Origin of the sequence: Actinomycetospora rhizophila (assembly GCF_042657905.1) — a bacterium.
Taxonomy (GTDB): Bacteria; Actinomycetota; Actinomycetes; order Mycobacteriales; family Pseudonocardiaceae; genus Actinomycetospora; species Actinomycetospora rhizophila.
Genome location: NZ_JBHSKG010000019.1, coordinates 36176 through 62462, shown reverse-complemented (window position 1 = coordinate 62462; position 26287 = coordinate 36176). Strand labels below are relative to the sequence as shown.

The 26287-nt window shown below is 75.9% G+C and carries 26 protein-coding genes; 10 read left to right on the top strand and 16 right to left on the bottom strand.

Translation table 11 applies throughout. The features are described from left to right. The 3 genes from ACFPK1_RS27045 to ACFPK1_RS27035 all read right to left on the bottom strand — a co-directional run bounded on the left by ACFPK1_RS27045 (position 1) and on the right by ACFPK1_RS27035 (position 1878). The gene (locus tag ACFPK1_RS27045) at positions 1-273 is read right to left on the bottom strand and encodes a hypothetical protein (protein ID WP_378024055.1); all 273 of its coding nucleotides are present in this window, start codon (positions 271-273) and stop codon (positions 1-3) included. Positions 274-307: 34 nt separating this feature from the next. Then, the gene (locus ACFPK1_RS27040) at positions 308-967 is read right to left on the bottom strand and encodes a Clp protease N-terminal domain-containing protein (RefSeq protein ID WP_378024054.1); all 660 of its coding nucleotides are present in this window, start codon (positions 965-967) and stop codon (positions 308-310) included. Positions 968-1221: 254 nt separating this feature from the next. Next, positions 1222-1878: a hypothetical protein gene (locus tag ACFPK1_RS27035; protein WP_378024053.1), complete on the bottom strand. Its 657-nt coding sequence runs from the start codon at positions 1876-1878 to the stop codon at positions 1222-1224. Positions 1879-2121: 243 nt separating this feature from the next. Between ACFPK1_RS27035 and ACFPK1_RS27030 the strand changes: the two genes are divergently transcribed. Next, on the top strand, positions 2122-2439 hold the full coding sequence (locus ACFPK1_RS27030; protein ID WP_378024052.1) for a hypothetical protein: 318 nt from the start codon (positions 2122-2124) through the stop codon (positions 2437-2439). Between the two features lie 4 nt (positions 2440-2443). Here the strand turns inward: ACFPK1_RS27030 and ACFPK1_RS27025 are convergent, their stop codons facing one another. Beyond that, a complete protein-coding gene (locus ACFPK1_RS27025; RefSeq protein WP_378024051.1) occupies positions 2444-2671 on the bottom strand; it encodes a hypothetical protein in 228 nt (75 codons plus the stop codon). Between the two features lie 119 nt (positions 2672-2790). Here ACFPK1_RS27025 and ACFPK1_RS27020 point away from each other — a divergent pair, with 119 nt between their 5' ends. From ACFPK1_RS27020 to ACFPK1_RS27005, 4 genes are all read left to right on the top strand, one after another. Then, a complete protein-coding gene (locus ACFPK1_RS27020; RefSeq protein ID WP_378024050.1) occupies positions 2791-3927 on the top strand; it encodes a hypothetical protein in 1137 nt (378 codons plus the stop codon). Positions 3928-3965: 38 nt separating this feature from the next. Continuing rightward, positions 3966-5432 carry a class F sortase gene (locus ACFPK1_RS27015; protein WP_378024049.1) on the top strand — a complete coding sequence of 489 codons (1467 nt, stop codon included), beginning with the start codon at positions 3966-3968 and terminating at the stop codon, positions 5430-5432. A gap of 20 nt (positions 5433-5452) precedes the next feature. After that, the gene (locus ACFPK1_RS27010; RefSeq protein ID WP_378024048.1) at positions 5453-5965 is read left to right on the top strand and encodes a mycothiol transferase; all 513 of its coding nucleotides are present in this window, start codon (positions 5453-5455) and stop codon (positions 5963-5965) included. Between the two features lie 94 nt (positions 5966-6059). Then, positions 6060-7340, top strand: coding sequence for a GH39 family glycosyl hydrolase (locus tag ACFPK1_RS27005; protein WP_378024047.1), 1281 nt, complete (start codon positions 6060-6062; stop codon positions 7338-7340). Positions 7341-7367: 27 nt separating this feature from the next. Here ACFPK1_RS27005 and ACFPK1_RS27000 read toward each other — a convergent pair whose 3' ends face one another. The 7 genes from ACFPK1_RS27000 to ACFPK1_RS26970 all read right to left on the bottom strand — a co-directional run bounded on the left by ACFPK1_RS27000 (position 7368) and on the right by ACFPK1_RS26970 (position 16210). After that, positions 7368-11072 (bottom strand): hypothetical protein, encoded by a 3705-nt coding sequence (locus tag ACFPK1_RS27000; protein ID WP_378024046.1) that lies wholly within the window; start codon positions 11070-11072, stop codon positions 7368-7370. Continuing rightward, a complete protein-coding gene (locus ACFPK1_RS26995; protein WP_378024045.1) occupies positions 11069-11887 on the bottom strand; it encodes a polysaccharide deacetylase family protein in 819 nt (272 codons plus the stop codon). Before ACFPK1_RS26995 ends, ACFPK1_RS27000 begins: the two co-directional genes overlap by 4 nt. Next, complete coding sequence (locus tag ACFPK1_RS26990; RefSeq protein WP_378024044.1) at positions 11884-12813, bottom strand: glycosyltransferase family 2 protein; 930 nt, start codon at positions 12811-12813, stop codon at positions 11884-11886. The genes ACFPK1_RS26995 and ACFPK1_RS26990 overlap by 4 nt, the downstream gene beginning before the upstream one ends. After that, positions 12810-13916 carry a GNAT family N-acetyltransferase gene (locus tag ACFPK1_RS26985; protein ID WP_378024043.1) on the bottom strand — a complete coding sequence of 369 codons (1107 nt, stop codon included), beginning with the start codon at positions 13914-13916 and terminating at the stop codon, positions 12810-12812. Before ACFPK1_RS26985 ends, ACFPK1_RS26990 begins: the two co-directional genes overlap by 4 nt. Beyond that, a complete protein-coding gene (locus ACFPK1_RS26980) occupies positions 13913-14338 on the bottom strand; it encodes a hypothetical protein (RefSeq protein ID WP_378024042.1) in 426 nt (141 codons plus the stop codon). The genes ACFPK1_RS26985 and ACFPK1_RS26980 overlap by 4 nt, the downstream gene beginning before the upstream one ends. Before the next feature lies 1 nt (position 14339). Then, positions 14340-15296 (bottom strand): glycosyltransferase family 2 protein, encoded by a 957-nt coding sequence (locus ACFPK1_RS26975; RefSeq protein ID WP_378024041.1) that lies wholly within the window; start codon positions 15294-15296, stop codon positions 14340-14342. Between the two features lie 191 nt (positions 15297-15487). Further along, positions 15488-16210 carry a helix-turn-helix transcriptional regulator gene (locus ACFPK1_RS26970; protein WP_378024040.1) on the bottom strand — a complete coding sequence of 241 codons (723 nt, stop codon included), beginning with the start codon at positions 16208-16210 and terminating at the stop codon, positions 15488-15490. A 414-nt stretch (positions 16211-16624) separates the two neighbouring features. Between ACFPK1_RS26970 and ACFPK1_RS26965 the strand changes: the two genes are divergently transcribed. Together ACFPK1_RS26965 and ACFPK1_RS26960 are read left to right on the top strand one after the other, a co-directional pair. Next, positions 16625-17161 (top strand): LuxR C-terminal-related transcriptional regulator, encoded by a 537-nt coding sequence (locus ACFPK1_RS26965; protein WP_378024039.1) that lies wholly within the window; start codon positions 16625-16627, stop codon positions 17159-17161. Positions 17162-17163: 2 nt separating this feature from the next. Continuing rightward, complete coding sequence (locus ACFPK1_RS26960; RefSeq protein ID WP_378024038.1) at positions 17164-18429, top strand: cytochrome P450; 1266 nt, start codon at positions 17164-17166, stop codon at positions 18427-18429. On the opposite strand, the gene ACFPK1_RS26955 is transcribed toward ACFPK1_RS26960, so the two are convergent. Together ACFPK1_RS26955 and ACFPK1_RS26950 are read right to left on the bottom strand one after the other, a co-directional pair. After that, positions 18426-19514, bottom strand: a complete 1089-nt coding sequence (locus ACFPK1_RS26955; RefSeq protein WP_378024037.1) for a GNAT family N-acetyltransferase — start codon at positions 19512-19514, stop codon at positions 18426-18428. The genes ACFPK1_RS26960 and ACFPK1_RS26955 overlap by 4 nt on opposite strands. Before the next feature lie 94 nt (positions 19515-19608). Beyond that, a complete protein-coding gene (locus tag ACFPK1_RS26950) occupies positions 19609-19962 on the bottom strand; it encodes a VOC family protein (protein ID WP_378024036.1) in 354 nt (117 codons plus the stop codon). 237 nt (positions 19963-20199) lie between these two features. Between ACFPK1_RS26950 and ACFPK1_RS26945 the strand changes: the two genes are divergently transcribed. Further along, positions 20200-20796 carry a hypothetical protein gene (locus ACFPK1_RS26945; protein WP_378024035.1) on the top strand — a complete coding sequence of 199 codons (597 nt, stop codon included), beginning with the start codon at positions 20200-20202 and terminating at the stop codon, positions 20794-20796. Between the two features lie 41 nt (positions 20797-20837). Here the strand turns inward: ACFPK1_RS26945 and ACFPK1_RS26940 are convergent, their stop codons facing one another. Together ACFPK1_RS26940 and ACFPK1_RS26935 are read right to left on the bottom strand one after the other, a co-directional pair. After that, positions 20838-21857, bottom strand: a complete 1020-nt coding sequence (locus ACFPK1_RS26940) for a C39 family peptidase (RefSeq protein ID WP_378024034.1) — start codon at positions 21855-21857, stop codon at positions 20838-20840. Positions 21858-21915: 58 nt separating this feature from the next. After that, entirely contained in the window at positions 21916-22077 is a 162-nt protein-coding gene (locus tag ACFPK1_RS26935; RefSeq protein WP_378024033.1) for a hypothetical protein, read from the bottom strand. 204 nt (positions 22078-22281) lie between these two features. On the opposite strand from ACFPK1_RS26935, the gene ACFPK1_RS26930 reads away from it, so the two are divergent. After that, a complete protein-coding gene (locus tag ACFPK1_RS26930; protein WP_378024032.1) occupies positions 22282-22467 on the top strand; it encodes a hypothetical protein in 186 nt (61 codons plus the stop codon). Between the two features lie 4 nt (positions 22468-22471). Here the strand turns inward: ACFPK1_RS26930 and ACFPK1_RS26925 are convergent, their stop codons facing one another. Beyond that, the gene (locus ACFPK1_RS26925; protein WP_378024031.1) at positions 22472-24493 is read right to left on the bottom strand and encodes an acyltransferase family protein; all 2022 of its coding nucleotides are present in this window, start codon (positions 24491-24493) and stop codon (positions 22472-22474) included. Positions 24494-24617: 124 nt separating this feature from the next. Here ACFPK1_RS26925 and ACFPK1_RS26920 point away from each other — a divergent pair, with 124 nt between their 5' ends. Further along, on the top strand, positions 24618-26126 hold the full coding sequence (locus ACFPK1_RS26920) for a DUF2235 domain-containing protein (protein WP_378024030.1): 1509 nt from the start codon (positions 24618-24620) through the stop codon (positions 26124-26126). The last annotated feature ends 161 nt before the right edge of the window (positions 26127-26287 follow it).

The following is a 26287-nucleotide window of genomic DNA, read 5'->3' as shown; positions in this document are numbered from 1 at the left end:
CTACGCCACCTGCTCCGCCGAGAACCCGCCGGTCGAGTAGGTGATGACGGTGCCCTCCTCGACCTTGGAGAGCAGGCCGGCGGCCGCGTCACGGCACTGCGAGGCGCCCTCGACGTCGTCGAGCCGGCCGGTCACGTCGATGTTGTCGTGCCGGTGGGTCTCGACGGTGACCATGAACCCCCCGTCGGGGTGCGGCAGCGTCTTCACCGCGACCACCTCGGACACGCGGTACCAGTCGCCGTCCTCGGCACGGATCCAGCTCGGCTTCGCCATGGTCACCGATTCTGTCCGGCGGGACGGGCCGGCGTCACGCGTCGGTGAGTTCCTCCTCAGCGATCTCCTCCGCGATCTCCTCCCCGGCGGACCGCCACGCCGAGGACAGCAGCCCGCTCGGGTCCCGCGGCGTCGGCCGGGCCGGCGCGTCGGGGTCCTCCGGCGCCGCCGCGAGGGTCGCGACGGCGGCGGCGAGCTCCGCGGCGTCGACGCCGAGGGCCGCGAGCATCTCCGCCGCCTGCCCCCAGGGCCGCGCGCCGAGCGCGGTGAGCAGCCCGGCGGCCGTCACCTCGGCCGGGTCGCCGGCGTCGGCCACCGTGCGCGACGCGTCCCGCAGCACCTCGGCGACCGCGTCCCCGGGCAGCGGCCGGGCGCCCGCCGCGGCCCGCACCACGGGCTCGGACACCGACGACAGCACGACGAGCGCCATCGCGGCGTCGGCCATCTCCGGGGTGACGCCGGCGACGGCGAGGACCCCCGCCTCCGTGCCGCCGGCGCGCACGAGACCGAGCAGCAGGTGCCCGGTGCCGAAGTACGCGTGGCCGCGCTCGTCGGCCTCCTGCCAGGCGAGCGCGACGACCCGCTCGGCGTCCTCGGCGACCGAGGGCGCGACGCGCGGGCTGGGTGTGGGCCGGACCGGGACCTCGAGAGGCGCTCCGGCCAGCGTGTCGTGGATGGGCGTGGTCGTCCCCATGACGGTTCCCTAGCGGGTCGTCGACGCCGGAGACGAACAGGCCCGCGGGGCTCCGGGCGCGTCCGGGGCCGGGGCGGCACCGCTGGTCATCGCCCGTGGTCCCGGCCGGGGCGCCCCCCGCGGGGGCGGGACGAGCGTGGGGGACGGCGACCGCCGGACGGTGACGCTGCGCCGACCGTCGTGGCCGGTGGCGCCCCCTCCGGCGGAATCGCCGCCGACACGCCGGGCGGGACGGCGACGCTTCGTTCCCGGGATCACCCCGCGGAGTGGTCCTCGGGCGCCTGCACCGCGTGGTCGTAGTACCGCAGCAGCCCGCGGGCACCGTGCGCCGCGAACGCGGCACCGGGATCGGCGGGCTCGTCGGGCACGCCCGCGAGGAGGTCCCGCAGGTGCCGGTCGACGAGCGCGTCGAGGGCCCGCCAGCGCCCGACGGCCGCGTCGAGGTCGGCGGGCTCGCCGGCGAAGTCGCGCTCGGCCGCCGCCACCGCGCCGGCGAGCGCGGCCCGCGCGGACGGCTCGACGCCCTCGAGGGCGTCGGCGGCCTCGAGCACGAGGCGCGCCGCCCAGAGGATGTCGTCGACGTGGTTGCCGAGCCAGTGCCGGCGCCGGTGCACCGCGCCGAGGTCCGGCCAGCGCTTGCGGGCCGCCTGGCGCGAGCGGCCGGTGACGCCGCCGAGGTCGGCCAGGCTCGCGCCCAGCCACACCGCCGCGCCGGCGTGCCCGGCGGTGATCGCGGCGGCGGCCGCCCGGGCCTCGGCCTCGACGTGCAGTGCCGCGCCCAGCCCGGCGAGCGCCCGGTGGCGCGCGGCGCGCTCGCCCGCGCGGTCGTCGAGCTTCGGGCCGGGGTCGTCGACCATGGTCCGCCGGGACGTCTCGGCGACGGCGCCTTCCAGTGACAACGCGAGGTTCACAGCTGCCAGTCTGGCACCTCTGTCAACCGATGGTTCACAGCAGCTTGCTTCGCTGACGGTCACCGTCGCGTCGTTCCGAGCAACGCGATAGCCTGACCGAGTGAGCACCGGGGGCGGGTCGCTCACGCGCAGCGAGCATGGGGGGCTGTCATGGGGAGCGGTGTCACCACCACACGGCCGCGCCGGCGGGGTCACCGTCGCGGGGGCCTGGCCGGCCTGGCCGGCCTCCCCTCGTTGCGGGGCATGACCCCGGCCGAGGCGCGGGCCGCGCAGGTGCTGGGCATGGCCTGGGACCCGGCGGACGTCGTGGAGCTGGCGATCGAGTGGGTGGGCGCCGGGCGCGACACCCCCACGGTGATCGACCTCGCCGGCTCCGACTGGGACGACCCGGACCTGCCCGCGCTGTGGGACCGCGTGCTCGACGACCTCGCCCCGGCCCACCCCGCGCCGAGCACCGCCCGCCGCCGGGTGGCTGCCTACCTGGCGCGGCGCCGCGGGATCACCGTGCGCGTGCGGGCCGTGGCGCTCCCCGGCCCGCGGCGGCCGGGCAGCGGTTCCTGACGCGTCAGGTCCCCACGAAGCCGGTGCGCGGCCCCTCGTCGTGCAGGCGCGCCATCACCACGGCGTCGGTGCGCAGGGTGGTGCCGTCGCCCAGGTCGAGCGTCGGGTGCGACTCGCGGGCCTCGAGGTGGGCGACGATGCGGTGGCGCAGCGACGCGGCGGTGTCGTCGTCGAGGCCGGTGACGGTGTGCTCGTGGCCGCTGCGCAGGGCCACGTACAGGCTGGAGCTCATGGGCCCAGCCTGGGCCGTCGGCGGGCCCGTCGGGGCCGTGTTCGCCGAGAGCAGCAGAACCCGGGACCGGTCGTCCCGGTAGTGCTCCGAACGGCGCAGTGACCCGTTAGTGTGATCAGGTGCCGCGAGGTGGGTGGGTCGCCGCCGCGCTCGCGGTCGCGCTGCTGGTCGCCGCGCTGGTCGCGCTCCTGCGCTCCCCGACGGTCACGGCCACCGCCACCGCGGTCGGCACGCCGGCCGGCGCCGCGCGCAGCGCCGTCGCGCTCGCCGCCACGACGCCCGTGCAGGTCGCGATCGCGGCGGCCGGCGGCATCGGCACCGACGAGGTCGCCGACGCCGTCGAGGTCGGCGCGTCGGACGCCGGCATCGTCACCGTCGTCGCCCGCGGCCGGTCACCGGAGCAGGCGCGGGCCCTCGCGGGCGCGGCGACGGGCGCGCTGGCCGAGGCCCTCGCCCGCGTCGACGCGGCGGGCCTGCGGGCGGCGACCGCGCCGCTCGACGACCAGCTCCGCGACACCGGCACCAGGCTGCTCGCGACCCCGCTCGGCGACCCCGCGCGGGCGCTGCTCGAGCAGCGCTATGCCGCGCTCACCACCGAGATCGCCGGCCGCACCGCCGCCCCGGCGCCGCGCCTGCTGCCCGACGGCGACCCGGTGGTCGCCACCGAGCGCTCCCCGCTCGCCGAGGCCCTGCTCGCCGCGCTCGCGGTGCTCCTGCTCGCCGCCGTCGCGACCCTCGTCGCGCGCGGCCTGCGCGGCGAGCGCGCCGCGCGGGCCCGGCGCGACCGCACCCTCGCGCTCGCCCGCGTCGACGGCCCGCACGCCGTGCTGCACCCCGGCGACGACGTGCCCGCCGTGCTCACCCGGCTCTACACCGACGTCGTGCGCGGCCGTGGCCCGGTGCTCGTGCTCCAGCTCGCCGGACCCCGCGCCCGCGACCTCGGGCGCGACCTCGTCGAGGCGGCCCGCATCACCGGCGACGTCCTGCCTCTGCGCGACCTGACCCCGGACGTGCGCCGGCCCCCGCCCGACGACCGGGACGCGCCCGCCGTCCACTCCCTGCGCCGCCCCCGCGCCGACGACGACGCGCTGGCGCGGATCCGGGAGGTCGGCGTGCGCGCCGCCCTGGTCGCCGTCGACACCCGGCGCGGCCCGCCGACGCGGCTCGCCGACGCCGTGTCGGTGCTCGAGGGCCGCGCCGTCGAGGTCCGCGGCGTCGTCGTCTGGCGCGGCCGCTTCCCCCGCGCCACCTCCTGAACCACCCCCGTCTCCCCCACCCCCGAGGAGCTCCCCCCGTGCCCGAGCCGGACCAGCCCGCAGAGACCCCCGCCCCGACACCTCGGCGGTGGTCGCGCCGACCGCTGCTGTGGGTGGCGCTCATCGCGGTGGTGCTCGCCGTGGCCGGGCTGACGGTCGGGCTCGGGGTCCGGACGGCGACCGCCGACGCCGCCACCGGGATGCTGCGCATCGCCCACCTGTCACCGGTCACCCCGGCGGTCGACATGTACGTCACGGGCCCCGACGCGCCCGAGACCCTCGTCGCGCCGGGCGTCGCCTACCGCGGCACCTCGCCCTACCTCACCGAGCCCGCCGGGACCTACACGCTGACCGCGCGCCCCGCCGGGGCCGCGCCGGACAGCCCGCCCGCGGTGCGGGTGTCGGTCGAGGTGCCCGCCGGCACCGCGCAGACCGCCGCGTTCGTCGACTCGACGACCTCGGGCGCCCCGGAGCTGCAGGTGCTCGACGACCAGACCGCGCCGGCGCCCGCGGGGTCGGCGCAGGTCCGGGTGGTGCAGGGCGCGAACGGCGTCGGCGCCCTGGACATCGAGCTCCGGGGCGGCCCGCCGCTGGCCACCGACCTCTTCTACGGCTCGACCACCCCGTACGTCACCGTGCCGGCCCGCGCGTGGCAGGTCGACGTCCGCTCGCGGCTCGGCTCGACGAACCGGACGACGGTGACGCTCGCGGACACCGGGGTGACCACGCTGTTCGTCGGCCGCGAGCCCGACGGCCAGCTGATCGTCGAGGCGGTGGCGGACGCGGCGACCGTCGCCGGCGTGCCCGCCCCGGGCACCGAGCCGACCACACCACCGGCGACGCCCACCCCGCGCCCCACGCCCGACCCGGAGACGCCGCTGCCCCCGGCACCGCGCATGCCGCCGGTGCCGCGCGGCGGCACCGAGGCCGGGCTCGGCGGGCTGGCCACGCCGACGCTGCTCACCGCGATCGGCGACTGGTTCTCGGGCCTGTTCTCCGACGACGCCGACGTCCCACCCGCGCCCCGGATGCCGCTGGCCGCGGCGCTCGCCGCCCCGGAGGGCCTGCGCCCGACCGGCATGCAGATCCCGTCGATCGGGCTGGCCGCACTGGCGCTCACCGACCTGCGCATCGACTACCGCGGGGCCCTGCAGGTGCCCACCGACTTCGGGCAGGTCGGGTGGTACACCGCCAGCGCGGTGCCCGGCGACCCCGGCCCCGCGGTGTTCGCGGGCCACGTCGACACCCGGCGCGGGCCCGCGGTGTTCGCCCAGCTCGACCGGTTGCGGCCCGGTGACATGATCGAGGTGCCGCGCTCCGACGGCGGGACGGCGCGTTTCGCCGTCGACAGCGTGGAGTACTACCCGAAGGACACGCTGCCGTCCGATCGGATCTACGGGCCCGCGACCACGCCCCAGCTGCGGCTGCTGACGTGCGGCGGGCCCTTCGACGAGAGGACGCTGTCGTACCAGGACAACGTCGTCGTCTTCGCCTCGGTGCGGTGACGCGGACCGGAGGTCGATCCATGGACGCCATCGACGTACTCGTCGACGCTTTCGGCCGCGCGCAGGACGACGCGCGGCGGGCCGTCGACGGGCTGACCGCCGACGAGCTGAGCTGGCGCGCGGACGCCGAGGCCAACCCGATCGCCTGGCTCGTCTGGCACCTCACCCGCGTGCAGGACGACCACGTGGCCGACCTCGCCGGCACCGAGCAGGTGTGGACCGCCGACGGGTGGGCGCGCCGCTTCGACCTGCCCCTCGACGACGCCTCGATCGGCTACGGGCACACCTCCGAGCAGGTCGCGTCCGTGCGCGTCGAGGACCCCGCGCTGCTCACCGGCTACCTCGACGCCGTCCACGAGCGCACCGTGGCCTACCTGCGGACGCTGTCCGGCGACGATCTCGACGAGGTCATCGACGACCGCTGGGACCCGCCCGTGACGCGCGGGGTGCGGCTGGTCAGCGTGGTCGACGACGACATCCAGCACGCCGGGCAGGCGGCCTACCTCGGGGGCCTCGTACGCCGCCGGCGGTGATCTCGCCGGGGTCCCTGTGTTCCTCACCACTCTCCTACTCGATCGAGGGCTAGACTCCGGGCGCGGCGATCACGCGCGTGGGGGTGGGGGGCAGATGCGGAGCCAGGGCGTCCGGTGGCCACGGGTGCTGGCGGCGCTGTCCGCCGCGGCCACCCTGCTGCTCGCGGCAGGCTGCGAGAGCGGGTCCGCGCGCGCGTCGGCCGCGCCGTCGAACGTGCTCGGCCCCGGCCTCACCCACACCCAGTTCAGCGCGATCGACGCCGGTCCTCAGGCGGCCGGGGCGATCGCGGCCGCGCTCGGCGCGCAGCCGATGCCGCAGGCGCAGCACATCATGGGGTTCGGGGTGGCCAACCCCGAGCCCTCGCCCGGCGAGTACGACTTCGCGAGCCTCGACGCCCGCATGGACTTCATCCGCCGCAGCGGCGGCACCCCGGTGATCACCCTGTGCTGCGCGCCGGACTGGATGAAGGGCGGCCCGGAGGGCAGCACCGACTGGAGCCGGCTCGAGGTCGCCCCCCTGCCCGAGCACTACCAGGACTTCGCGGACCTCGCCGCCGAGATCTCCCGCCGTTACCCCGACGTCCACCACTTCCAGGTGTGGAACGAGTTCAAGGGCTTCTTCAACGAGCAGACCAAGACCTGGGACGGCCCCGCGTACACCGACCTCTACAACCGCGTCTACGACGCGCTCAAGGAGGTCGACCCCGGCAACCAGGTCGGCGGGCCCTACATCGAGATGACCGCGCCGCCGCCGGGGGTCTACACCGGGCCCTCCGAGCTCACCGGGCCGTGGGGGCTGGTCGACCAGCGCATCCTCGACGCGTTCGGCTACTGGAACGACAACAAGACCGGCGCCGACTTCGTCGTCGTCGACGGGCACACCACCACCGAGGAGGGCGCGCCCGACGACGTCACCGCCCTGGCCAAGATCGGCGACGTCAACCGCTGGATCCAGGGCCGGACGTCGCTGCCGCTGTGGTGGGCCGAGTGGTACGTCGAGCCCGACGCGGCCCGCTGGCCGCCGGAGAAGCGGCTGGCCCAGCGCGCGGCGGGGCTCGTCGAGTTCGCGCGCACCGGGGTCGCGACGTCCTTCTACTGGAACGCCGCCGCCCGCAACGCGTCGTCGCCGACCGGGCTGTGGGCCGCGAACGGGCAGCCCGAGCCGTTCCTGGCGACGCTGCAGGAGTTCGCGCGCCAGTTCCCGCCGGGCGCCCCGGTCGCCGACGTCGGCGTCACGCCGCCGGTGTTCGGCGCGCGCGGGCCGCGCGCCACAGTGTTGGTCAACACCAGCGACGCCCCGGTCACCGCGACCGTCGAGGGCGCGGACGTCGAGCTCGGGCCCTACGAGGTCCGCTGGGTGCCCCAGGGTGTGTAGTGGCAGGGCGTCTGAGCAGTAGCCAGGTCAGGTCAGCGCGAACAGGCGCTCGACCACCACCGCCAGGAACGCGAGCAGCAGCGGCCCCCACACGAACACCGTGGTGGCCACGGCGGCCCGGCCCGGGCGGCGCAGCGCCCAGATCTGCTGCGCGAGCAGCACGCCGACCAGCCCGATCAGTACCGTCACCCCGACCGGGGTCCACTCCGTGGGCCCGATGCGCACGCCGAGCAGCTCCGGGACCCGCCCGGTGATCGGGTCGAACGCCTGGGGGTTGCGCGGGACCCAGACCTGGGCGTCGCCGGTGTCGAGGACCTTCTCCAGCCGGGGGTCGGCGGCCAGCGCCGCGCGCAGCTGCTGGCCCCAGCCGCGCGGGTAGCCGGCGCTGACCTCGAGGTACTGCTCCTCGGAGCGCGAGGTGACGAAGTAGGTGCTGCCGCCCCAGTAGGCGAGCTGCTCGACAATGACCCCGGTGTTGGCGGCGGCGTCCGGCGACGCGAGCGTCGCGCGCACGCCGACGCCGATCATGTCGGTGTAGCCGATCGGCATCATCGGGGTCGCCCCGGAGTCCAGGGAGTCGGTGAGGAAGAGGACCTGGGCGTTGCCGGGTCGGTCGTAGACCCACTGCACGGCGGCCAGCTCCCCCGGCGACACGCGCTCGAAGGCCTCGTTGCCGTACGCCGCGACCCCGTAGGCCGCGCCGAGCACCAGCACGACGAGCCCCGCGGCCACGTAGCGCCAGATCGACCCGAACGCCGCCCGGAACCCGGTGCCCCGCGAGGTCTCGGGGAAGAACGCCATCGCGATGAGCACGCACGCGCCGGGTAGCGCGAACATGTACACCCGCAGCCCGATCTCGCCGCCGTAGCTCTGCACCAGCACGGCCAGGAACGGCACGGCGAGCAGGAGCGCGACCACCCGGTCGTCGACCCCGCGGTGGCGGCGGCGCAGCAGGCCCACCACCGAGCCGACCGCGAGCACGCCGAACAGCGCGACGCGCACGAGCACCACGGCGGCGTGGGCCACGTCCCCGCCGGAGCGGGCGACGATGCTGGTGGCGACGTTGCCGGACACGTCGCCGACGCCGCTGAGGAGGTCGTTGAGGTGGCCGGTCCAGTACGCGGCGGTCATGAGGCTCACCCAGGCCACCAGCAGCACGCCGAGCAGCACCGGCAGCCCGCGCAGCGTGGAGCGCCGGCCCAGCGCCAGCGCCCCGGCGGCGATCACCATGACGAACGGGGTGAGCTGGTGGCTCGTCGTCGCCGCCGCGAAGATCACCAGCAGCAGCCCGAGCAGGGCGACGCGGGTGGCCGGGGAGGACGGCCGCGCGGCCGCCTCGCCCGCCTGGGTCGGCGTCCCGGTCACCCGGCGCACGCCCCGCCGGGTCGCGCTCCCGGCACGGCGCAGCCACGACGGTGTCCGGCGCAGCGCGCCGTCGACCCACGCCGGGCGCCCCGCGGAGCCGACGGCCTCGCGACCCACCGGGCGGAACCACGTCAGCAGGATCCCGATGAAGATCATGTAGAGCAGGAACGTGAAGCCCTGCGGCGAGAAGTAGTCCTGCCCGATCCACTGCAGGACGGTGAACAGCAGCGCGGCGAACCACTTGCCGCGCCAGCTGATCCGCAGGGTGCGCAGGATCAGCCACAGCGCGAGCAGGTAGAGCAGGTTCGACAGCAGCGGCGTCACCCGCACCAGGGGCAGCAGGTCGGTCGGCGACGCCCCGTCGGACACGAACGACACCAGGGCGAAGAAGCCGGGCCAGCTGAAGCGGGCGTCGACGTCGGGGGCGACGGTGCCGAACGTCGAGATGAAGTCGACGAACCCGAGGTGCACGTACGACGTCGGGAACCGGGGCAGCGGCTCGATGAGCGCGGTCAGGCCGTGCAGCGCGCAGCACACGGCGACGAGCTGGGCGGTCAGCAGGACCTTGTGCTCGCGGGCCAGCGCGATGGCCGCGACGACGCTGACCAGCAGCAGCGCCACCCCGACGAGCGTGAGCACCGGCAGCACGGCGATCAGGCCCCAGCCGCCGAGACCGTCGAGGTTCACCCACATCAGCGGCTCGAGGATCATGACCAGCGACAGCAGGCTGGCCATGGCGACGATCACCGCCGGGCCGCCGCGGTCGACCGAGATCAGGAAGCGCTGCCACCGCGAGCGCTCGGGCGTCGCCCGCGCCGGGCGGGGCGCGGGGTCCTCGACCGGTTCCTCCACGGGTTCCTCGGCGGTGTCCTCGACCGGGGGTGCCGGCGGGGCCTCCCCGGCGGCCGTCGTCCGCTCGCGCACGACCACCTGCAGGGGGATCACGCGCCGGTCGGTGCCGGTCGGGGACGGGGTCGGGGACGGGCGCGGGGTCGGGCTCGGGCGCCACGGGTCGAACGGGGCCGGCCGCCGGACGGCGATCACGGGCAGCAGGCGGGGCAGCACCAGGAGCGCCACGGCCACCTGGCTGACCAGCACCAGCACCCCGACGCCGGTGACGGGGTCGATGGGCATCCCGAGCGTGCCGCCGCCGAGGAACAGGCCCGCCACGACGGTGCCGACCACGACGGTGCCGGAGACGACCTGCCAGCGCACGATCGACCGGGCTCGTCCCTGAGCGCGCAGCACGCCGAGCCAGACCTCCATCACCGCGCGCCCCAGCGCCGCGAGCGCCAGCAGCTGCAGCAGCGGCGCGGCGGCGGCGTAGTCCGGGCCGAGGAAGGACAGCAGGGGGCGGGCGAGCACGAGCAGGCCCACCGCGGCCGCCCCGAGCAGCGCGACCGAGCGCACCAGCGCCGAGCGCGCGTAGCGGGCCAGCCGGTCGGCGTCGAAGACCCCCTCGACGGTGAGCGTCTGCGCGAGGTTGTTGGGCACCAGGTTGAGGACCGCGGCCATCATCCAGGCGATGTAGAACACCGCGAACGTCGAGGGCGGCAGCGCGGCGGCCACGACGACCGGGATCAGGTAGATCGCGCCGAAGCCGAAGAGCGCGCCGATGAAGTCGCCGGCGAGGAACCCGCGGATCCCGGTGGCCGTGCCGCCGGCGGTCTCGCGGGCGTGGCGCGGCACCCGGCGCGCGAACACGAGCAGGTTGACGGGCAGGCAGAGCAGGATCATCGGGACGATCCACGCGACGTAGACGCCGGTGGCGGGCAGCGTGGTGGCGAGCAGCACCAGCAGGCCCGCCTTGACGATGCCGAACACGGTGTTCTCGAGCGCCACCCAGCCCGCGCCGCGCATGCCGACGAGCACGCCGTCCTGGACGGTGAAGATGTTGGCCGCGACGGCGACGCCGACGAACCCGATCGCCGCCCAGGGGCTCGCGAGCAGCCCGAACGACGGCCCCCACCAGCCGAGGGTGAGCACGAACCCGGCCGCGAGCGCCGCGACCGCGAGCGAGCTGAGCCCGTAGCTGACCAGCACCAGGCGCGCCGTGCGCCGCCCGCTCCGGGGCAGGAACCGGCTCAGGGTGCCGGTGATGTTGATGCCGACGATCGCCGAGAGCAGGGTCATCGCCGAGATCAGCGCCGAGGCGCGCCCGACGTCCTCGGGCGTGTAGAAGCGTGCGGCCAGGAACCAGAAGACGAGCCCGAGCAGCCCGGTCATGCCGGTGTTGACGATCAGCGCGTAGGAGTTCCGCGAGAACGGGTCGGTGAGGTGCGACCGCAGCCGGGCCCGCCGCGACGGCGCCGGGGCGTCGCCCACCCGCAGCGTCGCCGTGCGGGCGTCGACGGAGCCGGCGGTCACGAGCGGGCCCGCCCGGCCAGAGCCGACCGTGACAGGGCCGACCGGCCGCGCCGCACGACGAGGTACCCGGCGGTCAGGGTCCGCTCCTTCCAGTAGATGCGGGCGTGGTGCTCCCCGCGGACCACGCGCCCGAAGGTGTCCAGGCCGGTGTCCCGCGCGACCGTCAGACGCGGCAGGGCGTAGCCGTCCGCGCCCGGGCCGGCGGCGAAGTTGCCGACGCTCGCGGCCAGCCGGTAGCCGGCGTCGGCCACGGCGCGGCGCACCCGCGCGCTCGAGTAGCCGTAGGGGTAGGCGAGGTGCGGCACCTCGTGCCCGAGGCGCTCGGCGAGCAGGCGCCGGGGGCGGGCGAGCTCGTCGCGCAGCGCGGCGTCGGGCAGCTGGTCGAGCTGGGCGTGGCTGTGGCTGTGCGCGCCGACCTCGATGCCGGCGGCGTCGCACTCGGCGACCTGCGACCACGACAGCATCCGGTCCAGCGGGTGCCCGGCCGTCTCGGGGCCCGCGTCGTCGAGCCACCCGGTGGTGACGAACAGCGTGCCCGTGGCGCCGGCGGCGCTCAGGCGCGGGAGGGCCTCGCGGTGGAAGTCGGCATACCCGTCGTCGAAGGTCAGTGCGACGGGCCGCTCGGGCGCGGTGGCCTCGCCGCGGCGGATCGCAGCGAGCTCGCCGACCGTGATCGTCGTGAAGCCCTCGGCGGCGAGGAGCTCGAGCTGCGCGGCGAACCGGTCGGGGTGCACGGACAGGCCGTACGTTGCGTCGGCGGGCCGCGCGGCGACCGCGTGGTACATGAGCACGGGGACGGTCACGGGCGCCGTCACGACGCGCTCCGGGCCAGGGTGCCGACGGCGTAGCCCGCGGTCGTGGTGAGCAGCCCGGCGGTGATGGCGCCGGCGCGCGCGAGGCCGTGGCGGTCGCCGCGCCAGGCCTGGCGCACCCCGCGCGTCACCCCGCGGCGCAGCGTCACCGCGGCGTAGCTGCGCTCGGCGGCGAGCCCGGCCGCGGCCCCGACGCTGCGCGTGACCAGCGCCTTCGACAGGCCCTCGGCGTAGCAGCGCGCGCGGAAGTAGCGGAAGCCCTCGCGGGCGGGCGGGACACGGTGCCAGATCACCGCGCGCGGGTCGTGGACGAAGCGCGCGCCGGGCCGGTGGGCCGCGACGCGGATGCAGAACTCGGTCTCCTCGCACCCCAGCGGGCGGCGCCGGGCGGCGGTGCGGCCGATGTGGGAGGGGAAGCCGCCGGCGATCTCGAAGGCGTCGCGGCGGAAGGAGGCGTTGCCGCCCAGCAGGTTGCGCACGGGGCCGGGGTCGCGGCCGACGAACGTGCAGCCGACCACCCAGTCGAACTCCTCGGGGAACCACGTCGGCCGCTCGGTGGCCCACCAGGGCAGCGTCAGCCCGCCGACGCCGAGCACGTCGGGGTCGTCGTAGCCCGCGGCGAACGTGCGCACCCAGTCGGGGCCGGCGACGGCGTCGTCGTCGAGGAACGCGACGACCTCGCCGGTGGCGGCCGCGACCCCGGTGTTCTTGCCGCCGGACAGGCCGCGGGCCTGGGCGTTCGCGATGACGTGGGCGTCCGGGAGTGCGCGGGCGAGACGGTCGCGCAGGTCGGGGTGGTGGTCGACGACGACGATCAGCTCGTGCGGGGCCGTGGTCTGGTGCTCGGCCACCGACGACGCCGCGGCGAGGACGTCGTCCCACCGCTCGTCGGTGTAGGCGCAGATGACCACCGAGACCGTGCGCGTCATGCCGACACCCCGTTCACGTGTCCGGGCGGGCGGATGCGGCCGCGGGCGCGCAGCACCCGGTCGGCGACGCCGTAGAGCCGCGGGTTGCGGTCGACCGCGCGGCGCGCCGAGCGCACCGGCGCGGTGCGCGCCCACGCCAGCGCCGCGGCGGGCACGAGGCGCGCGACCCGCCCCTCGGCGACCGTGGTGTCGCCGGACTTCAGCTCGTCCTTATAGGTCTTGGCGCCGCGGCCCATGTCGATGAGCGCCACACCGTCGTCGGCCGCCGCGCGCGCCATGGCGAGGTGCAGCAGCAGCCCGGGCGAGTACCGGCCCATGCTCGGGGCGTAGGCCGGGAACCAGGTCGGGACGACGCCGTGGTCGCGCAGCCCGAAGTGGCCGGCGACCAGCTCGTCGCCGGCGTAGAGCAGCGACAGGCAGCCGCGGAAGGTGCCGTCGCGCTGGTCCAGCAGCTGGTGCACCAGCCCGCGGATCCAGGGCCGGGCGAAGCGGTCGGAGCGCCCGGTGCGCTGGTACTGCGCCGACTTCCACTCCAGCACCGTGTCGAGCGCGCCGGCCGCCGTGTCGTCGGCGGCCTCCAGCACGAAGCGCAGCGGGCCGTGCTCGCGCTCCAGCCGCCGCGCGCGCCGGGGCAGATCGCGGACACGGGAGGAGCGGGCCCGGACGAGCTGGTACCAGGGGTCGAAGCCGTCGGTGAGGTCGATGACCGGCGACGGCGCGCCCGACGTGCGGTACGCGTCGAGGACGTGCTGGCCGGCCACGAGGTGGTCGAACTCCCACACCGACAGCCCGCAGGCGCGCACCATCTCCCGCGCGTCCCACGTGGCGTCGTGCGCGTGCACGAGGCCCTGCGCGTCGCTCAGCCCGGGCGCGACGGGCAGGCCGCGGCCCAGCGGCGCGTGCTCGAAGGGGAAGAAGCCGACGATCTCGTCGCGCTCGTGGACCACCCCGACGCGCGTGCGGGGCCGGAAGCGGGCCACGGCCCGCGTGAACTCCGGCGACAGGAACGGGGTGTGCAACGTCGGGGTCAGCGCCTGCAGCGCGCGCCACCGGCCGATCTCGCCGGACGTGAGCTCGGCGGGCTGCACCACGTCGAACCTCACGTGCTCACCTCGGCGGAGATGTCCGTCCTCGCCGTGCGCCCGGCCGCCGCCCGCTCCGAGCGCGCCGTCGCGAGCTCGACGCCGACCCACACCGCCACGCTGATCCCGGTCACGACCAGCACGCCGAGCCGCACGTCCCACGGCCCGAGCGCCAGCATCACCTGGGCGACCACGGTGTCGAGCGCGAGCGTCCAGCCCACCGCGATCACCGCGCGAGCCACCGGTTCCAGGCGGTGGGTGGGCACGGCGACGGCGAGCGCGGGGACGAGCAGCAGGACCGCGGCGACGGGCAGCGGCTCCCGGCCGTCGAGGACCACGGCGGCCCACCAGCCGGCGACCAGCGCGAGCGCGGCCCCGGTGAGGCTGGCGACGAGGCGGGCGGTGGAGAGAGGGACGCGCCGCAGGAGGGCGGCGGGGTCCACGTCAGGGCCCCACGGGGTCCGGCGCGGTCGCCACGCTCGCCCGGTCGCGGTGCTCGGCCCGCTCGTGCACGAGGCGGCGCAGCTGCTGCACCGCGCGGCCGCTGGGCCCGCGGTCGTGCTCGCGCAGCAGGGTGCGCAGCACGCGGGTGCCGTCGCGGACGACGTGGAGGTTGGAGTGCCCGTGGCGCCGCGGCATCTCCAGGCTCGGCACCTCGGCGATCCGGAAGCCCGCGCGCAGCGCCGAGATCGTCAGCGACGTCTCCACCTCGAAGCCGGGGCGGCTGAGGTCCAGGTACGGCAGGCAGCGCCGGTGGAAGGCGACGTAGCCGTAGCAGAGGTCGGTGAGCACGGTGTCGTGCATCCGGTTGACCATGCCCACGAGCACGCGGTTGCCGCTGCGGCGCAGGCGCGTGATGTCCCGCGAGCCGCCCCCGCCCATGAAGCGGGAGCCCTTGACGAAGTCGTAGCCGTTGTCGAGGAAGTGCAGGAAGTGCGGGATCTCGTCGGGCGCCATGCTGCCGTCGGCGTCGATCATGACGATGTGGTCGCCGGTGGCCGCCAGGAAGCCCTCCCGCAGCGCGTCGCCCTTCCCGGTCCCGACCTGCTCGACGACGTGGATGTCGGGCCGCACGGTCTGCGCGATCATCACCGTCGCGTCCCGCGAGTGGCCGTCGACCAGCACCACCTCGTCGATGCAGCTCGGCACGTGCCCGAGCACCCAGGCGATGTTGGTGGCCTCGTTCATCGCCGGGATGACCAGGGAGACCTTGTCCAGGCGGGGTCCCTCCCGTGCGACCGCCCGTTCCACCGCCCCCCGTTCCACGGCCCGGCCGGGCACGACCCGGGGCAGCGGGACCTCGGGGAACGCCTCGGGGAACGCCTCGGGGAAGGCGCGGGGGGACGGGGGGAGGGGACCGCGCCGCCCCTCCCCCGCCTCGCCGTTGCGCTGGACGGTCACCATTCCTCCATCAAGGTGGTCGGGACCCCCGGATGCGACGGTGGTGGGTCGAGGCCGTTCGTCCCGCGCGGCCGATCTGGTGTCTCGGGAGGCACGGGAGGAGGACCGGGGTCCCTCAGGGAGGCGACGCTACGACGGGGGCCCGGGTGTCCGGATCGCCTCGGAGGAGCAGCAGGAGTAGTCACAATTCATCAGGGTTCGAACCCCTCGTCGGCCCGTTCGCGCACGAGTCGGACAGGACGCGAGGACGGCGCCGTCGCGATTTCCGCGAGCGGGGCGAGACCCTCGGCGCGGGCGATGCGGACGGCCTCGAGCCGGCCGTGGACCCCGAGCTTGCGGAAGATCCGGTGGGTGTGGGTCCGGACGGTGTTGACCGCGACGTCGAGGTGGTCGGCGACGTCGCGGGCGGAGAGGCCGTCGACGAGGGCGCGCAGCACCTCGACCTCCCGCTCGGTGAGCGCGGACAGGCGACCGGTGGGCCGCCGGGCCTCGGCGATGTCGTCGCGCAGGCCGTCGAGCACCGCGGCCAGCACCCGCGACGGGTAGACGCCGTGGCCCTCGTGCACGAGGCGGACCGCCGCGGTCAGCTCGTCCACCGACGACCCGTCCACCAGCCAGCCCGAGGCGCCGGCGCGGGCGGCCCCGTGCGCGCTCTCCTCGTCCCCCGGCTCCGCGAGCACGACCACCCGGGGTCCGGAGGCCGCCTCGCGCAGGCCCGCCACGGCGCTCTCCCACCGGGGCGGGTGCAGGGCGAGGTCGAGGACGACGACGTCGGCGCGCCGGGCGGCCAGGTCCTCCCAGGTCTCGTCGGTGCGCCCGGAGACGACGGCCAGCCACGGCTCGCGCGACCACCGCGCGACGAGCAGGTCGCGCAGCAGCTGGTCCGCGACGACGAGGACCTGGACGGGACGCACGGTCCGTGGACACTAGGCACGCCGTGCACCCCGGTCGTCCCCAAGATGCAGGAGAAACGCTCCGCAGCGGGGATCGGTACCGTTTCGTGACACGGAGTCAGGCAACCTCGACGAGCCTGCACCCGAAAAGTCCAGCGATACCCTCCTGGTGGGCGCCACTCTCCTTGAGGAACCTGAGAGCCTCCCTCATATTGGTCACTCCCCGTGCTTGACGTGCCCTCGATCGAGTGGTCACTCTCATGGTGCCGGGGGGCGTACCAGGATGCCGAACGGTGTGAGTTCCTGGGGGGAACCATGGAACTGGTCGTGGGGGGCCGCGGAACGCTGCTCACGGACTTGCTGGAGCCGACGCTGAGTGCCCAGGGGCACCGCGTCGCACTCGGCCCTGCGGGTCGGGAGGGGCTGGCCGCCGCCGTGGCGACCGTCCGGCCCGCTGTGGTCATCGCCGACCACCTCGGTGACGCCGACCGCGACGTCTCCCGGTTCGTGCGCGCGCTGCACGAGGCGGGCGACGGGCGCACGGGCGTGGTCGTGCTGACCTCCGACGGGCACCGCTCCTCGGTCGAGGCCGCGATCCGCGCCGGGGCCCGGGCCTACCTGCACCGCAGCCACGGTGTCGACTCGCTGCTGCGGGCGCTGCGCCGGGTGGCCGCCGGCGAGACCGTCGTGACCGCCCCGCGCGCGCCGCAGGACCAGGACCCGGCCGGCGCGCAGGCCCGGCGGCTGGTGTCGCTGCTGACCGACCGTGAGCTGGAGTGCCTGTCGCTGCTGGTCGACGGCGTGAGCACCGGCGAGATGGAGCGCAGGCTCGGCATCGCCACGCTCACCGTGCGCAGCCACGTCCAGTCGATGCTCTCGAAGCTCGGGGTGCACTCGCGGCTCGAGGCCGCCTCGCTCGCCGTGCGCCACGACCTGCTGGGCGCGCGGGCGCTGCCGTCGCGGGCGGGCTGACGGTGGGGCTCGCCCCGGAGAGCAGCGCCCCCGCGCCGCCCGACCTCACCGACCTCGCCTTCTGGGCCCGCCCGGAGCCCGAGCGCCTCGCCGCGTTCGCCCGCCTGCGCGCGCTCGACCGCCCCGTGTTCTTCCCCGAGCCCCGGGTGCCGCTGCTGCGCCCGGGCGGCGGGTTCCACGCGCTGGTCCGCCACGCCGACGTGCTCGAGGCGAGCCGGAACAGCGCGGTGTTCTCCAGCGAGCCCGCCGCCGTGAGCCCGGAGCCGCCGCCGTGGCTGCCGCTGGTGTTCGGGCGCCCCCTGGTCAACATGGACGACCCGCGGCACGCGCGGCTGCGCCGGATCGTGTCCCGCGCCTTCGCCCCGCGCCGGCTCGATGCGCTGGACGGGGAGATCGCCGACACCGTCGACGAGATCGTCGCCCGGCTGGCGCGGCACGGCACGGGCGACTTCGTGGCCGACGCCGCCCGCGAGCTGCCGATCCACGTCATCTGCTCGATGCTCGGCATCCCGCGCGAGCGCCGCGACCACGTGCTCTCGCGCATCGACGTCATGACCGAGTACTCCGGCGTGCGCGGCGAGATGCACCGCCTCGCCACCGCCCGCCTGCTGGTGGGCAACCTGCGCGCAATCGTCGACCTGCGCCGCTTCGTCGTCGGGCTGGGTCGGGCGCGCCGGCGCGACCCGGGCGACGACATCCTCTCCGCGCTGGTCACCGCCGACGTCGACGGCGAGCGGCTCTCGCTGCGCGAGCTCGGCTCGTTCTTCGACCTGCTGCTCGTCGCCGGCAACGAGACCGTCCGCAACGCCGCGTCGCACGGGCTGGTGCTGCTCACCGAGCACCCCGACCAGCGCGACCGCCTCGCCGCCGACCCGGACGCGCTGATGGGCACGGCGATCGAGGAGATCGTGCGGCTGTGCTCGCCGATCGTGCAGTTCCGCCGCACCCTGACCCGCGACCACGAGCTGCGCGGCCACCTGCTGCCCGCGGGCTCGAAGGTCGTGCTGTTCTACGGCTCGGCCAACCGCGACGAGGCCGTGTTCGACGCGCCCGACACCTTCGACGTCGGGCGCCGGCCCAACCCGCACGTCGGCTTCGGCGGGCCCGGTGCGCACCTGTGCCTCGGGGCGCACCTCGCGCGCCGCGAGCTCGGGGCCCTGTTCCGGGCGGTGCTCGACCGGCTGCCGGGGCTGCGCGCCGACGGGCCGGCGGTGCCGCTGCGCTCGGCGTTCGACAACGGGATCGTGGCGCTGCCGTACCGGACCTAGCCGGGGCGGAGCACCTTCGTGCGCACCGTCGCGGCCCGCTTGAGCACCGTGTCCGCGGCGCGGTAGAGGCGCGGGTCGTCGAGCACGCGGTTGCGCAGCCGCCGCACGGGCTCGCGGCGGGCCCAGTGCACGGCCGCGGACGGGCTGCGGCGCACGATCCGTCCCTCGGCGACGACGAGGTCGCGGCTGCGGAAGCAGTCCTTGTAGCCCTTCGCCCCGCGCCCCATGTCGATCTCGACGATGCCGGCGGCGGCGGCGTGCTCGGCGAGCAGGAGGTGGTGCAGCAGGCCCGGGGAGTAGCGGCGGAACCGGGCGTCGAAGGCCGGGAACCAGCCGGCCAGCGCCGGGCCGTGGCGCAGCCCGAAGTGGCCGGCCACCGGGGTGTCGCCGGCCCGCAGCACCGAGAGCGTGCCGGCGAAGGTCTCCGACGGCGTGGCCAGCAGCGACTCGAGCAGCTCGCGGATCCAGGGGACGCGGAAGCGGTCGCTGCGGTAGGTGCGCTGGTACTGCTCGGACTTCCACGCCATGATCCGGCGCAGGTCCTCGACGTCGGCGGTGCCGAGCGTGAACGTCACGGCGCCGTGGTCGCGGCCCAGGGCCCGGCCCTTGCGCTCGAGCTCGGAGAGGAACGACTTCGACCGCGCGCGCACCTCGGCCCGGAACGCCGCGTAGCCGCCGCCGAGGTCCATGACCGGCGACGGCACCCGCAGGGCCTGGTAGCGCTCGAAGGGCTTCTGGCCGTCGACGAGGTGGTCGAACTCCCACACCGACAGCCCGCAGGCGCGCAGGAGCTGCTGGGGATCCCACTCGGCGTCCGGCGCGTGCACCAGGCCGTGCGCGTCGGTGAGGCCGGGCGCGGGCGGCGTGCCGTAGCCCATCCGCCCGCGCTCGAAGGGGAAGAAGCCGACCGTGCGGCCCGCGTCCTCGAGCACCGCGACCCGGACCGGGCGCCCGACCCGCCCCACGGCCTGCACGAACTCCGGCGCGAGGAAGGGGTGCGCCGTCGGGCCGGAGCGCTGGAACGAGCGCCACAGATCGAGGTCGGACGCCCCCAGCTCGTCCGGCCGGATCACGCTGATCTGCACGTCGTCGCCCCCCTGCCGCCCCTCGAGGACAGTAGGGACCGGATGGGCGCGTGGCGTCGTCAGAGAGGACGAGTCCGTGTAATGCCCGTGTGGGTCACCGAGGGCACAGGCAGAACGGGTGACCCACCGGGTCGATGAGCACCCGCCAGGTCTCGCCCGGCTGGTGCTCGGGCAGCGTCGCTCCCAGCTCGCGGGCCCGGGCGATCGCGGCGTCGAGGTCGTCGACGGCGAGGTCGAGGTGGTAGCGCTTGGTGCCCTCGGGGTCGGGCCAGGGCGGCGCCGACCAGCCCGGCACGCGCCCGAACCCGATCGGCGCGCCCTCACCGGCGATCATCGCGTACTCGTCCTCGGCGTGGACGGTCTGCCAGCCCAGCAGCGCGCCGTAGAAGGCGGCCTGCGCGCGCGGGTCGGGGCCGTCGAGGTTGATCATGGCGAGCGACGTGGTCATGGCGACGACGCTAGGAGCCGTTCCTGTCAGGTCGCGTCAGGTTTCCCGCACGGATCCGACCTTCGTCCGGTGCACCGCGTTCACCCGACCCGGTGGACCCGCCCCGTACGCGGCCCGCGGGGCTAACGGAACCCCGGCCCTCGCCGACACCGCTCACACAGCGTCCGACCGGGCGCGCGCCGGCTAGGCCGTTCGGGGGTCGACATGGGGCAGCACCACCGCCGCGAGGACGGTTCGGTGACGCACGCGGTCCGGCCCGCGCCCGCACCGGCCCTCCGCGTGGCCCCCGACGCCGCCCCCGCCGGCCTCGGCTACCCGCCGCCGACCGCGTACCGCCGCGACCCGGTGACCGGCGTGCCGACCCCGCCGCGCGCCGTGCCGGCCGCGGCACCCGCGCCCGCGCCGCGCCGGAAGGCCGGCACCCGCGCGCCGCTGGCGGTCGCCGTCGCGGGCGCCGCCGTGGCACTGGTCGGGATGGGCGCCCAGATCCCGGGCCTCGTCAGCGCGGTCAGCGCGTCCGCGGCCACCGCGCCGGCCCCCGCCGCGGAGAGCCCGGCCGTCGTCGGGCAGTGCGCGACGGTGGTCGCCGACGCCATCGACGAGACGGTCGCCACGCTCGGGCGCACCCCGGCCGGGCAGTGGACCGGCGTGGTCGCCGCCCGCGAAGGCTCGCTCGCCGCGACCTACGGCGACTCCTCGCCCGAGCAGCGCGCCTACGCCGCCGGCGTCGACGACGTCATGGACTGGCTGATGACCGACCCCGTGGCCGCGGAGAACTGGGACGTCGTCACCACCCGCGTCGCCCGCACGGTCGCCACCACCTGCGCCTCCTGACCCATGTGAGCGAACTTCGGGGCTATAGCCCCGAAGTTCGCTCACATGGGACGGCGGCGGACGAGGCCCGCGGCCACGAGCGCGGCGGAGACGGCGGCGGACGCGACGGCGACGTCGCGCAGCACGACCGGCAGCAGGACCACCCCGGTCGAGCCCGTCGAGATCAGCATCCCCGCGCCCGGCTTCCCGGCGGCCCCGTCGGCCGGGGGTGCGCCGCCCGCCGACGGTTCCGGGACCTCGTGCGTCGGCGCGTTGGTCGCCGGCTCCGAGCGCGGCGGGGCGGTGTCGGTCACGAGCATCTCGCGGCCCGAGTCGTCCCAGGCGTCCTCGAACGTCGCCCGCGGCACCACCGAGATCGCCCCGCTCGGGTCGCCGGGGTCGGCGAGGTACACGTGCTCGTCGTCGATGCCCGTCACCACCACCGCGTGGTTCGCGTCGGAGCCCCCGTCGGAGCCGTCGTCGTCGGCGCCGTACCAGATCTCGTCGGAGTCGACGTAGGCGATGATGTCGCGGTCGGCGTCGAGCAGGGACTCGAGGTCCTTGAGGCTGCCGTGCGTCGTCGTCGCCGGGATGCCGTAGCTCTCCAGCAGCGCCTCGGCGTCCGACGAGGTCATGCCCGAGGCGTCGTCGGGCACTCCGTCGCCGTCGGTGTCGGTGGTGGTGAGCCAGCCGTGCGCCACCGCCCGCGACACGACCTCCGGCTCGCCGACGTTCTGCCCCTGCCACTCCCCGACGATCTGCGCGACCGCGGCGGGCACGCAGTAGCCGTTGACCGACTGCGCGTACCAGTACGAGGACGCCTGCTCCGGGTCGCCGTGGATGTCGTCCTCGCCGCCCGGCGGCAGCACCCCGTCGCGGTCCTCGAGGCGGTACCGGTCGGGCGACCACGCGCCGTCGGTGACCGGGTGGACCTCGTCGCCGGTGACCACCCCGTCGCCGTCGGCGTCGGTCCAGGCGAGGTCGAGCACCCCGTCGCCGTCGGTGTCCACCGCGGTGACGTCGACCCGGCCGTCACCGTCGAGGTCGGTGAAGAGGTCGAGCTCCCCCGCGTCGGCGTCCATGCCGCGTTCGACGACGCGGGGACCCCCGGATGTTCCCGGACGGTCCGGGAGCAGCGACCTAGTGCGAGAGCAGCGACTCGGTGCGCACGGCCGAGATGTGCCGGTCACGCTGGTTGCGGCGGGCACGGTCCGCGGACTGGTTCTGGGCCACGCTGACGCCGAGCAGCGCCCCGCACAGGAAGATCACGCCCACGACGACCACGCCCACGATGACGAACATCCGACTCTCTCCTTCGACCTCGAGCGCCGGGAACGCCCCGCACTCACGGATCCAGACGGGTGTGGGGCCGGACGGTTGGCGGTCACGCTGCGTCGGCTACGTCACGGCCCGGACCGGGACGCCGGGAGCAACCTCGGGGCCGCAACGTGCCCGTGACACGCCCGCCGGCGTCGCCGCGGCGCATCCCGGGTACCGCTCCCGATGATGAGCACCGACCCGCGCACCCCCGACGAGCGGCAGCTCGACGACGAGCAGGGCGTCACCAGCCCCGAGCCCACCGACGACGCCGCCCCGGACGCCGACCCCGACGAGGTCGAGCCCGCGTTCGCCATCGACCTCGAGCCCGACGAGCAGGGCCTCGCCGAGGCGGGCGAGGAGCCCACCGGCTGAGCCGCTACCAGCCCAGGAGCGCCGGCAGCTGCGTCCCGACGGCCGTGGACATCGTCCGGCTGTAGGACGCCGACAGGTGGTTGTCGTCGAGGTAGACGAGCACGTTGCCGATCTCGGGCGGGCACGTCGCCGGCGTGCACAGCTCGTTGCTGAGGTCGAGGAACGCGACGTTCGACGGGACGTCGTCGCGCAGCGCGTAGGGCGGGTCCGGCGCCAGCAGCTCGGCGCGCGGGATCTCGCACGGCGCCGCGCCGCGCCCGTAGGTCTCGAAGCACTCCGACGGGCGGTGGTCGAAGCGCGGGTTGTCACGCACCGCGACGACCGGGATGCCGAGCTCGTCGAGCTCCCGCCAGCCGGCCACGAACCCGTCCGGCGTCTGCTCGGTCAGCCCGGCGCGGACGTCGCGGGTGGCGCTGACGACGACGGCGTCGGGCGGGTCGAGGGCGAGGTGCTCGACGGCGGCGGCGTTCCAGTCGACGCACGTGGCGTCCTCGGGGTCGGTCTCCGACGCCAGCGAGAACGGGCACCGCGCGCGGACCAGCGTGCTGACCTGCCAGCCCCGCTCGCGGGCGATCGGCTCGAGGGCGGGCAGGAGCTGCTGCATGTGCGAGTCGCCGACCACCGTGATCCGGCGCTGCGGCTCGCCCTCGGGGCTGATCGGCACGCACTGCTCGAGCACCGGGTGGTCGGGCACCGGGGCGCACGCGTCGCGGTAGTCCGCCCAGTCGTCCTGCACCCGCGCCGTCGAGGGGCGGACGGGCGCGGCCGGGTCGCCGGTGCTGTCCTGGCCGGCGACGAGGACCGCGGCCCCCGGGTGGTCCTGGTCGCCGATCGCGACGGGCGTGCCCCGGTCCGCGGCGACGACCGCGGCCCAGACGCCGAGCCCGAGCATCGCCGGCAGGAGGCTCGCCGCGACGGTCAGCGAGGCGAGGCCGACGGGGCGCGGCAGGGTCACGCGGCGCAGCGGTTCCTCGACGAGGTGGTGGGTCGCGACCGCGAGCGCCACCGACAGCGCGACGACGACCACGCCGCCGACCAGGCCCGGCGTCGCCGTCCCCATCAGCACGAGCGCCACCACGAGCACCGGCCAGTGCCACAGGTAGAGCGGGTAGCTGATGCTGCCCAGGTACTGCGCGGTCGGCGACGCGAGCAGCCGCTCGCCCGCGCCGGCCCGCCCGGCCACGATCACCGCGACCGCCGACAGCACCGGCCACAGCGCGAGGTAGCCGGGGAACGCGGCGCCGACGTCGAGCACGGCGCCGCAGGTCACCAGCCCGACGACCCCGGCCCACCCGAGCCACGCGCGCGCCCGGTACCCGAGGCGCACCCGCTCGAGGACGAGGGCGAGCAGCCCGCCCAGTGCGAACTCCCAGAGCCGCGTGCGGGTGTCGAAGTAGGCGAAGGCCTGGTCGGTGGCGGTGGCGTGGACCGAGTGCACGAACGACACGACGGTGACCGCGGACAGGGCGACCAGCAGCGCGGAGCGCACGTCGACGCCGCGCGAGCGCGCCCACCACGCCACGAGGAGCACGAGCAGCGGGGCCGCGAGGTAGAACTGCGCCTGGATCGACAGCGACCAGAAGTGCTGCGCGACGCTCGCCGTGCCGTGGTCGGCGTAGTAGTCCACCGCGTCGGTGGCGAGGCGCCAGTTCTCGAGGAACAGGCCGGAGGCGACGAGCTCGCGCAGGTTGCGCACCCACGTCGAGGGCGGCAGCAGGACCGCGGCGGCCACGGTGCTCGCGAGCAGGACGAGGCCGGCGGTCGGGACGAGGCGCCAGAACAGCCGGGTCCACGTGGCACCGAGGTCGACGCGCTCGCCGCGCATCGCCCGGCGGGCCACCATCCCGAGCACGAAGAAGCCCGAGAGCAGGAAGAACACGTCGACGCCGCCGGAGACGCGCCCGACCCACACGTGGTAGAGCACCACCAGGACGGCGGCGAGGCCGCGCAGGCCCTCGATCTCGGGCCGGCGCTCGCTGCGGGTACGGGCGGCGGACGAGGCGACCGGTGTCCCGCTGCTCGCCACGTCTCCCGGCCCTCCCTCGTGGTGATCCCGCCGTCACCGACCATCGATTTTTCCGTATGGCGCAGCGCACCCCGACGCCGGGCCGTCGATCGCCGGCTGATCAGTCTCGCGCGAGACTGATCAGGTGAGCGTGACGCGGCGTCTCGTCGTCTGTTGTGACGGCACCTGGAACACGGCCACCGACCACACCAACGTGCGACGCCTCCACGACCGCCTCGCCGTCACCGACGAGCAGCTCCCCCGGTACTTCGAGGGGCTCGCCACCGACGGCGGGCCGGTGCGCCGGGTGCTCGACGGCGCCTTCGGCACGGGCCTGCCCGAGGCGATCCGCGAGATCTGCCGGTGGCTCGCCGAGACGTTCCGGCCCGGCGACGAACTGGTGCTCCTCGGCTACAGCCGCGGCGCGTTCACCGCGCGGAGCACGGTCGGGATGCTCGCCCGGTGCGGCCTGGTGGCCTTCTCCGCGGACCAGGACGACGCGGCGCGCGACGCGGTCGTCGCCCGCGTGTTCAGCGAGGGCTACCGCGCCGGGCGGGACCTCGAGGGCCTCACCTTCCACCCGGGGTTCGCCCCCGACGACCGGGCGCCGATCGCGTTCCTCGGCGTGTGGGACACCGTCGGCGCGCTGGGCATCCCGCGGACGTTCGGGCTGCTCTCCGGCCTCGCCGGCACCGAGCGCGTCGAGTTCCACGACCTCGAGCTCGCCCCCGACGTCCGCCACGCCCGCCAGGCCGTCGCGCTCGACGAGCGGCGGGGCCCGTACGTGCCGTCGCTGTGGCCGACGCCGCCGCCGGACCGGCACACCACGTTCGCCCAGGTCTGGTTCCCCGGCGGGCACGGCGACGTCGGGGGCGGCGGCTCCGGCACGGCGCTGTCCGACGGGGCGCTGCGCTGGATGCTCGACGAGCTCGACGCGACGATCGCCCCGCGGTGGCGCACCGACGCCCCGCCGCGCCCGGAGGGCGACCCGTGCGGCCCGCACGACGACGGCGTCGACGGCCTGTGGCGCCTGCTGAGCCCGCGGCCGCGCCCCGCCCCGCGCGTGGTCGAGGGCGCGCCGGACGTCAGCGCGTCGGCCGTCGCGCGCCGGCGCTGCGACAGCGTCGACTCCTGGGATCCGCCCTACCGGCCCGGGCGGGTGCTGGCGGTCGGCGAGTCCGCCGTGGTGGCGGTCGGCGCCGACGAGCCCTGGGTGGAGACGGGGCTCTTCCTCGTGCCGGGCCGGTACGCGCTCGCCGTGTCGGGCGAGTGGCGCGACCACGGGGCCGCCTCCCCGGGCACCGGCGCCTCCCCGTGGCCGGTGACGTCGTGGCCCGCCTACACGGTGGGGACAGCGCTCGACGGGGTGCGCCGGCTCGTCGAGCGCGTCACCGGCAACGCGCGCAGCGACGTCGTCGGCAGCCGCCGGGTGCCCGAGGCCGCGTGGCTCGAGCTGGTCGCCGCGGTCGCCGACGACGTCGTCGACGTCGACGGCACCGTCCGCGAGGGCACCACGGTCCCGATCGGCCCGACCGGGCACCACGAGCTCGCCACCGCGCGGGGCGGCTACCTGTACGCCTTCGCCAACGACGCGTGGACCGGGTACGGCTCCAACGGCGGCGCGGTGGCCCTGTCGGTGGCCCGGGTCGGCTGAGCTCCCGAGGTTCGTCGCTCGTCCGTGTGGGGTGACCCAGGCCTCCGTTATCAAGTCGTTACCTCACTCGTTGTCCCGCCCAGGAGACGCAGCGTCACGTTCTCCAGACGGACGGGGTCCCGCACCTCGTGCGTCGTCACCGCTTCCCACCTGACGCGAAG

Excerpts from the sequence above, each read along its gene's own strand:
- ACFPK1_RS26935 (WP_378024033.1), bottom strand. The coding sequence starts at position 22,077 with ATGTTCGTCATCGTGGGCGTGGTCGTCGTGGGCGTGATCTTCCTGTGC.
- ACFPK1_RS26990 (WP_378024044.1), bottom strand. The coding sequence starts at position 12,813 with ATGACGCGCACGGTCTCGGTGGTCATCTGCGCCTACACCGACGAGCGG.
- ACFPK1_RS27045 (WP_378024055.1), bottom strand. The coding sequence starts at position 273 with ATGGCGAAGCCGAGCTGGATCCGTGCCGAGGACGGCGACTGGTACCGC.
- ACFPK1_RS27030 (WP_378024052.1), top strand. The coding sequence starts at position 2,122 with ATGACCCCGGCCGAGGCGCGGGCCGCGCAGGTGCTGGGCATGGCCTGG.
- ACFPK1_RS26930 (WP_378024032.1), top strand. The coding sequence starts at position 22,282 with ATGAGCACCGACCCGCGCACCCCCGACGAGCGGCAGCTCGACGACGAG.
- ACFPK1_RS27025 (WP_378024051.1), bottom strand. The coding sequence starts at position 2,671 with ATGAGCTCCAGCCTGTACGTGGCCCTGCGCAGCGGCCACGAGCACACC.
- ACFPK1_RS27010 (WP_378024048.1), top strand. The coding sequence starts at position 5,453 with ATGGACGCCATCGACGTACTCGTCGACGCTTTCGGCCGCGCGCAGGAC.
- ACFPK1_RS26940 (WP_378024034.1), bottom strand. The coding sequence starts at position 21,857 with ATGGACGCCGACGCGGGGGAGCTCGACCTCTTCACCGACCTCGACGGT.
- ACFPK1_RS27005 (WP_378024047.1), top strand. The coding sequence starts at position 6,060 with ATGCGGAGCCAGGGCGTCCGGTGGCCACGGGTGCTGGCGGCGCTGTCC.
- ACFPK1_RS26950 (WP_378024036.1), bottom strand. The coding sequence starts at position 19,962 with ATGACCACGTCGCTCGCCATGATCAACCTCGACGGCCCCGACCCGCGC.
- ACFPK1_RS27040 (WP_378024054.1), bottom strand. The coding sequence starts at position 967 with ATGGGGACGACCACGCCCATCCACGACACGCTGGCCGGAGCGCCTCTC.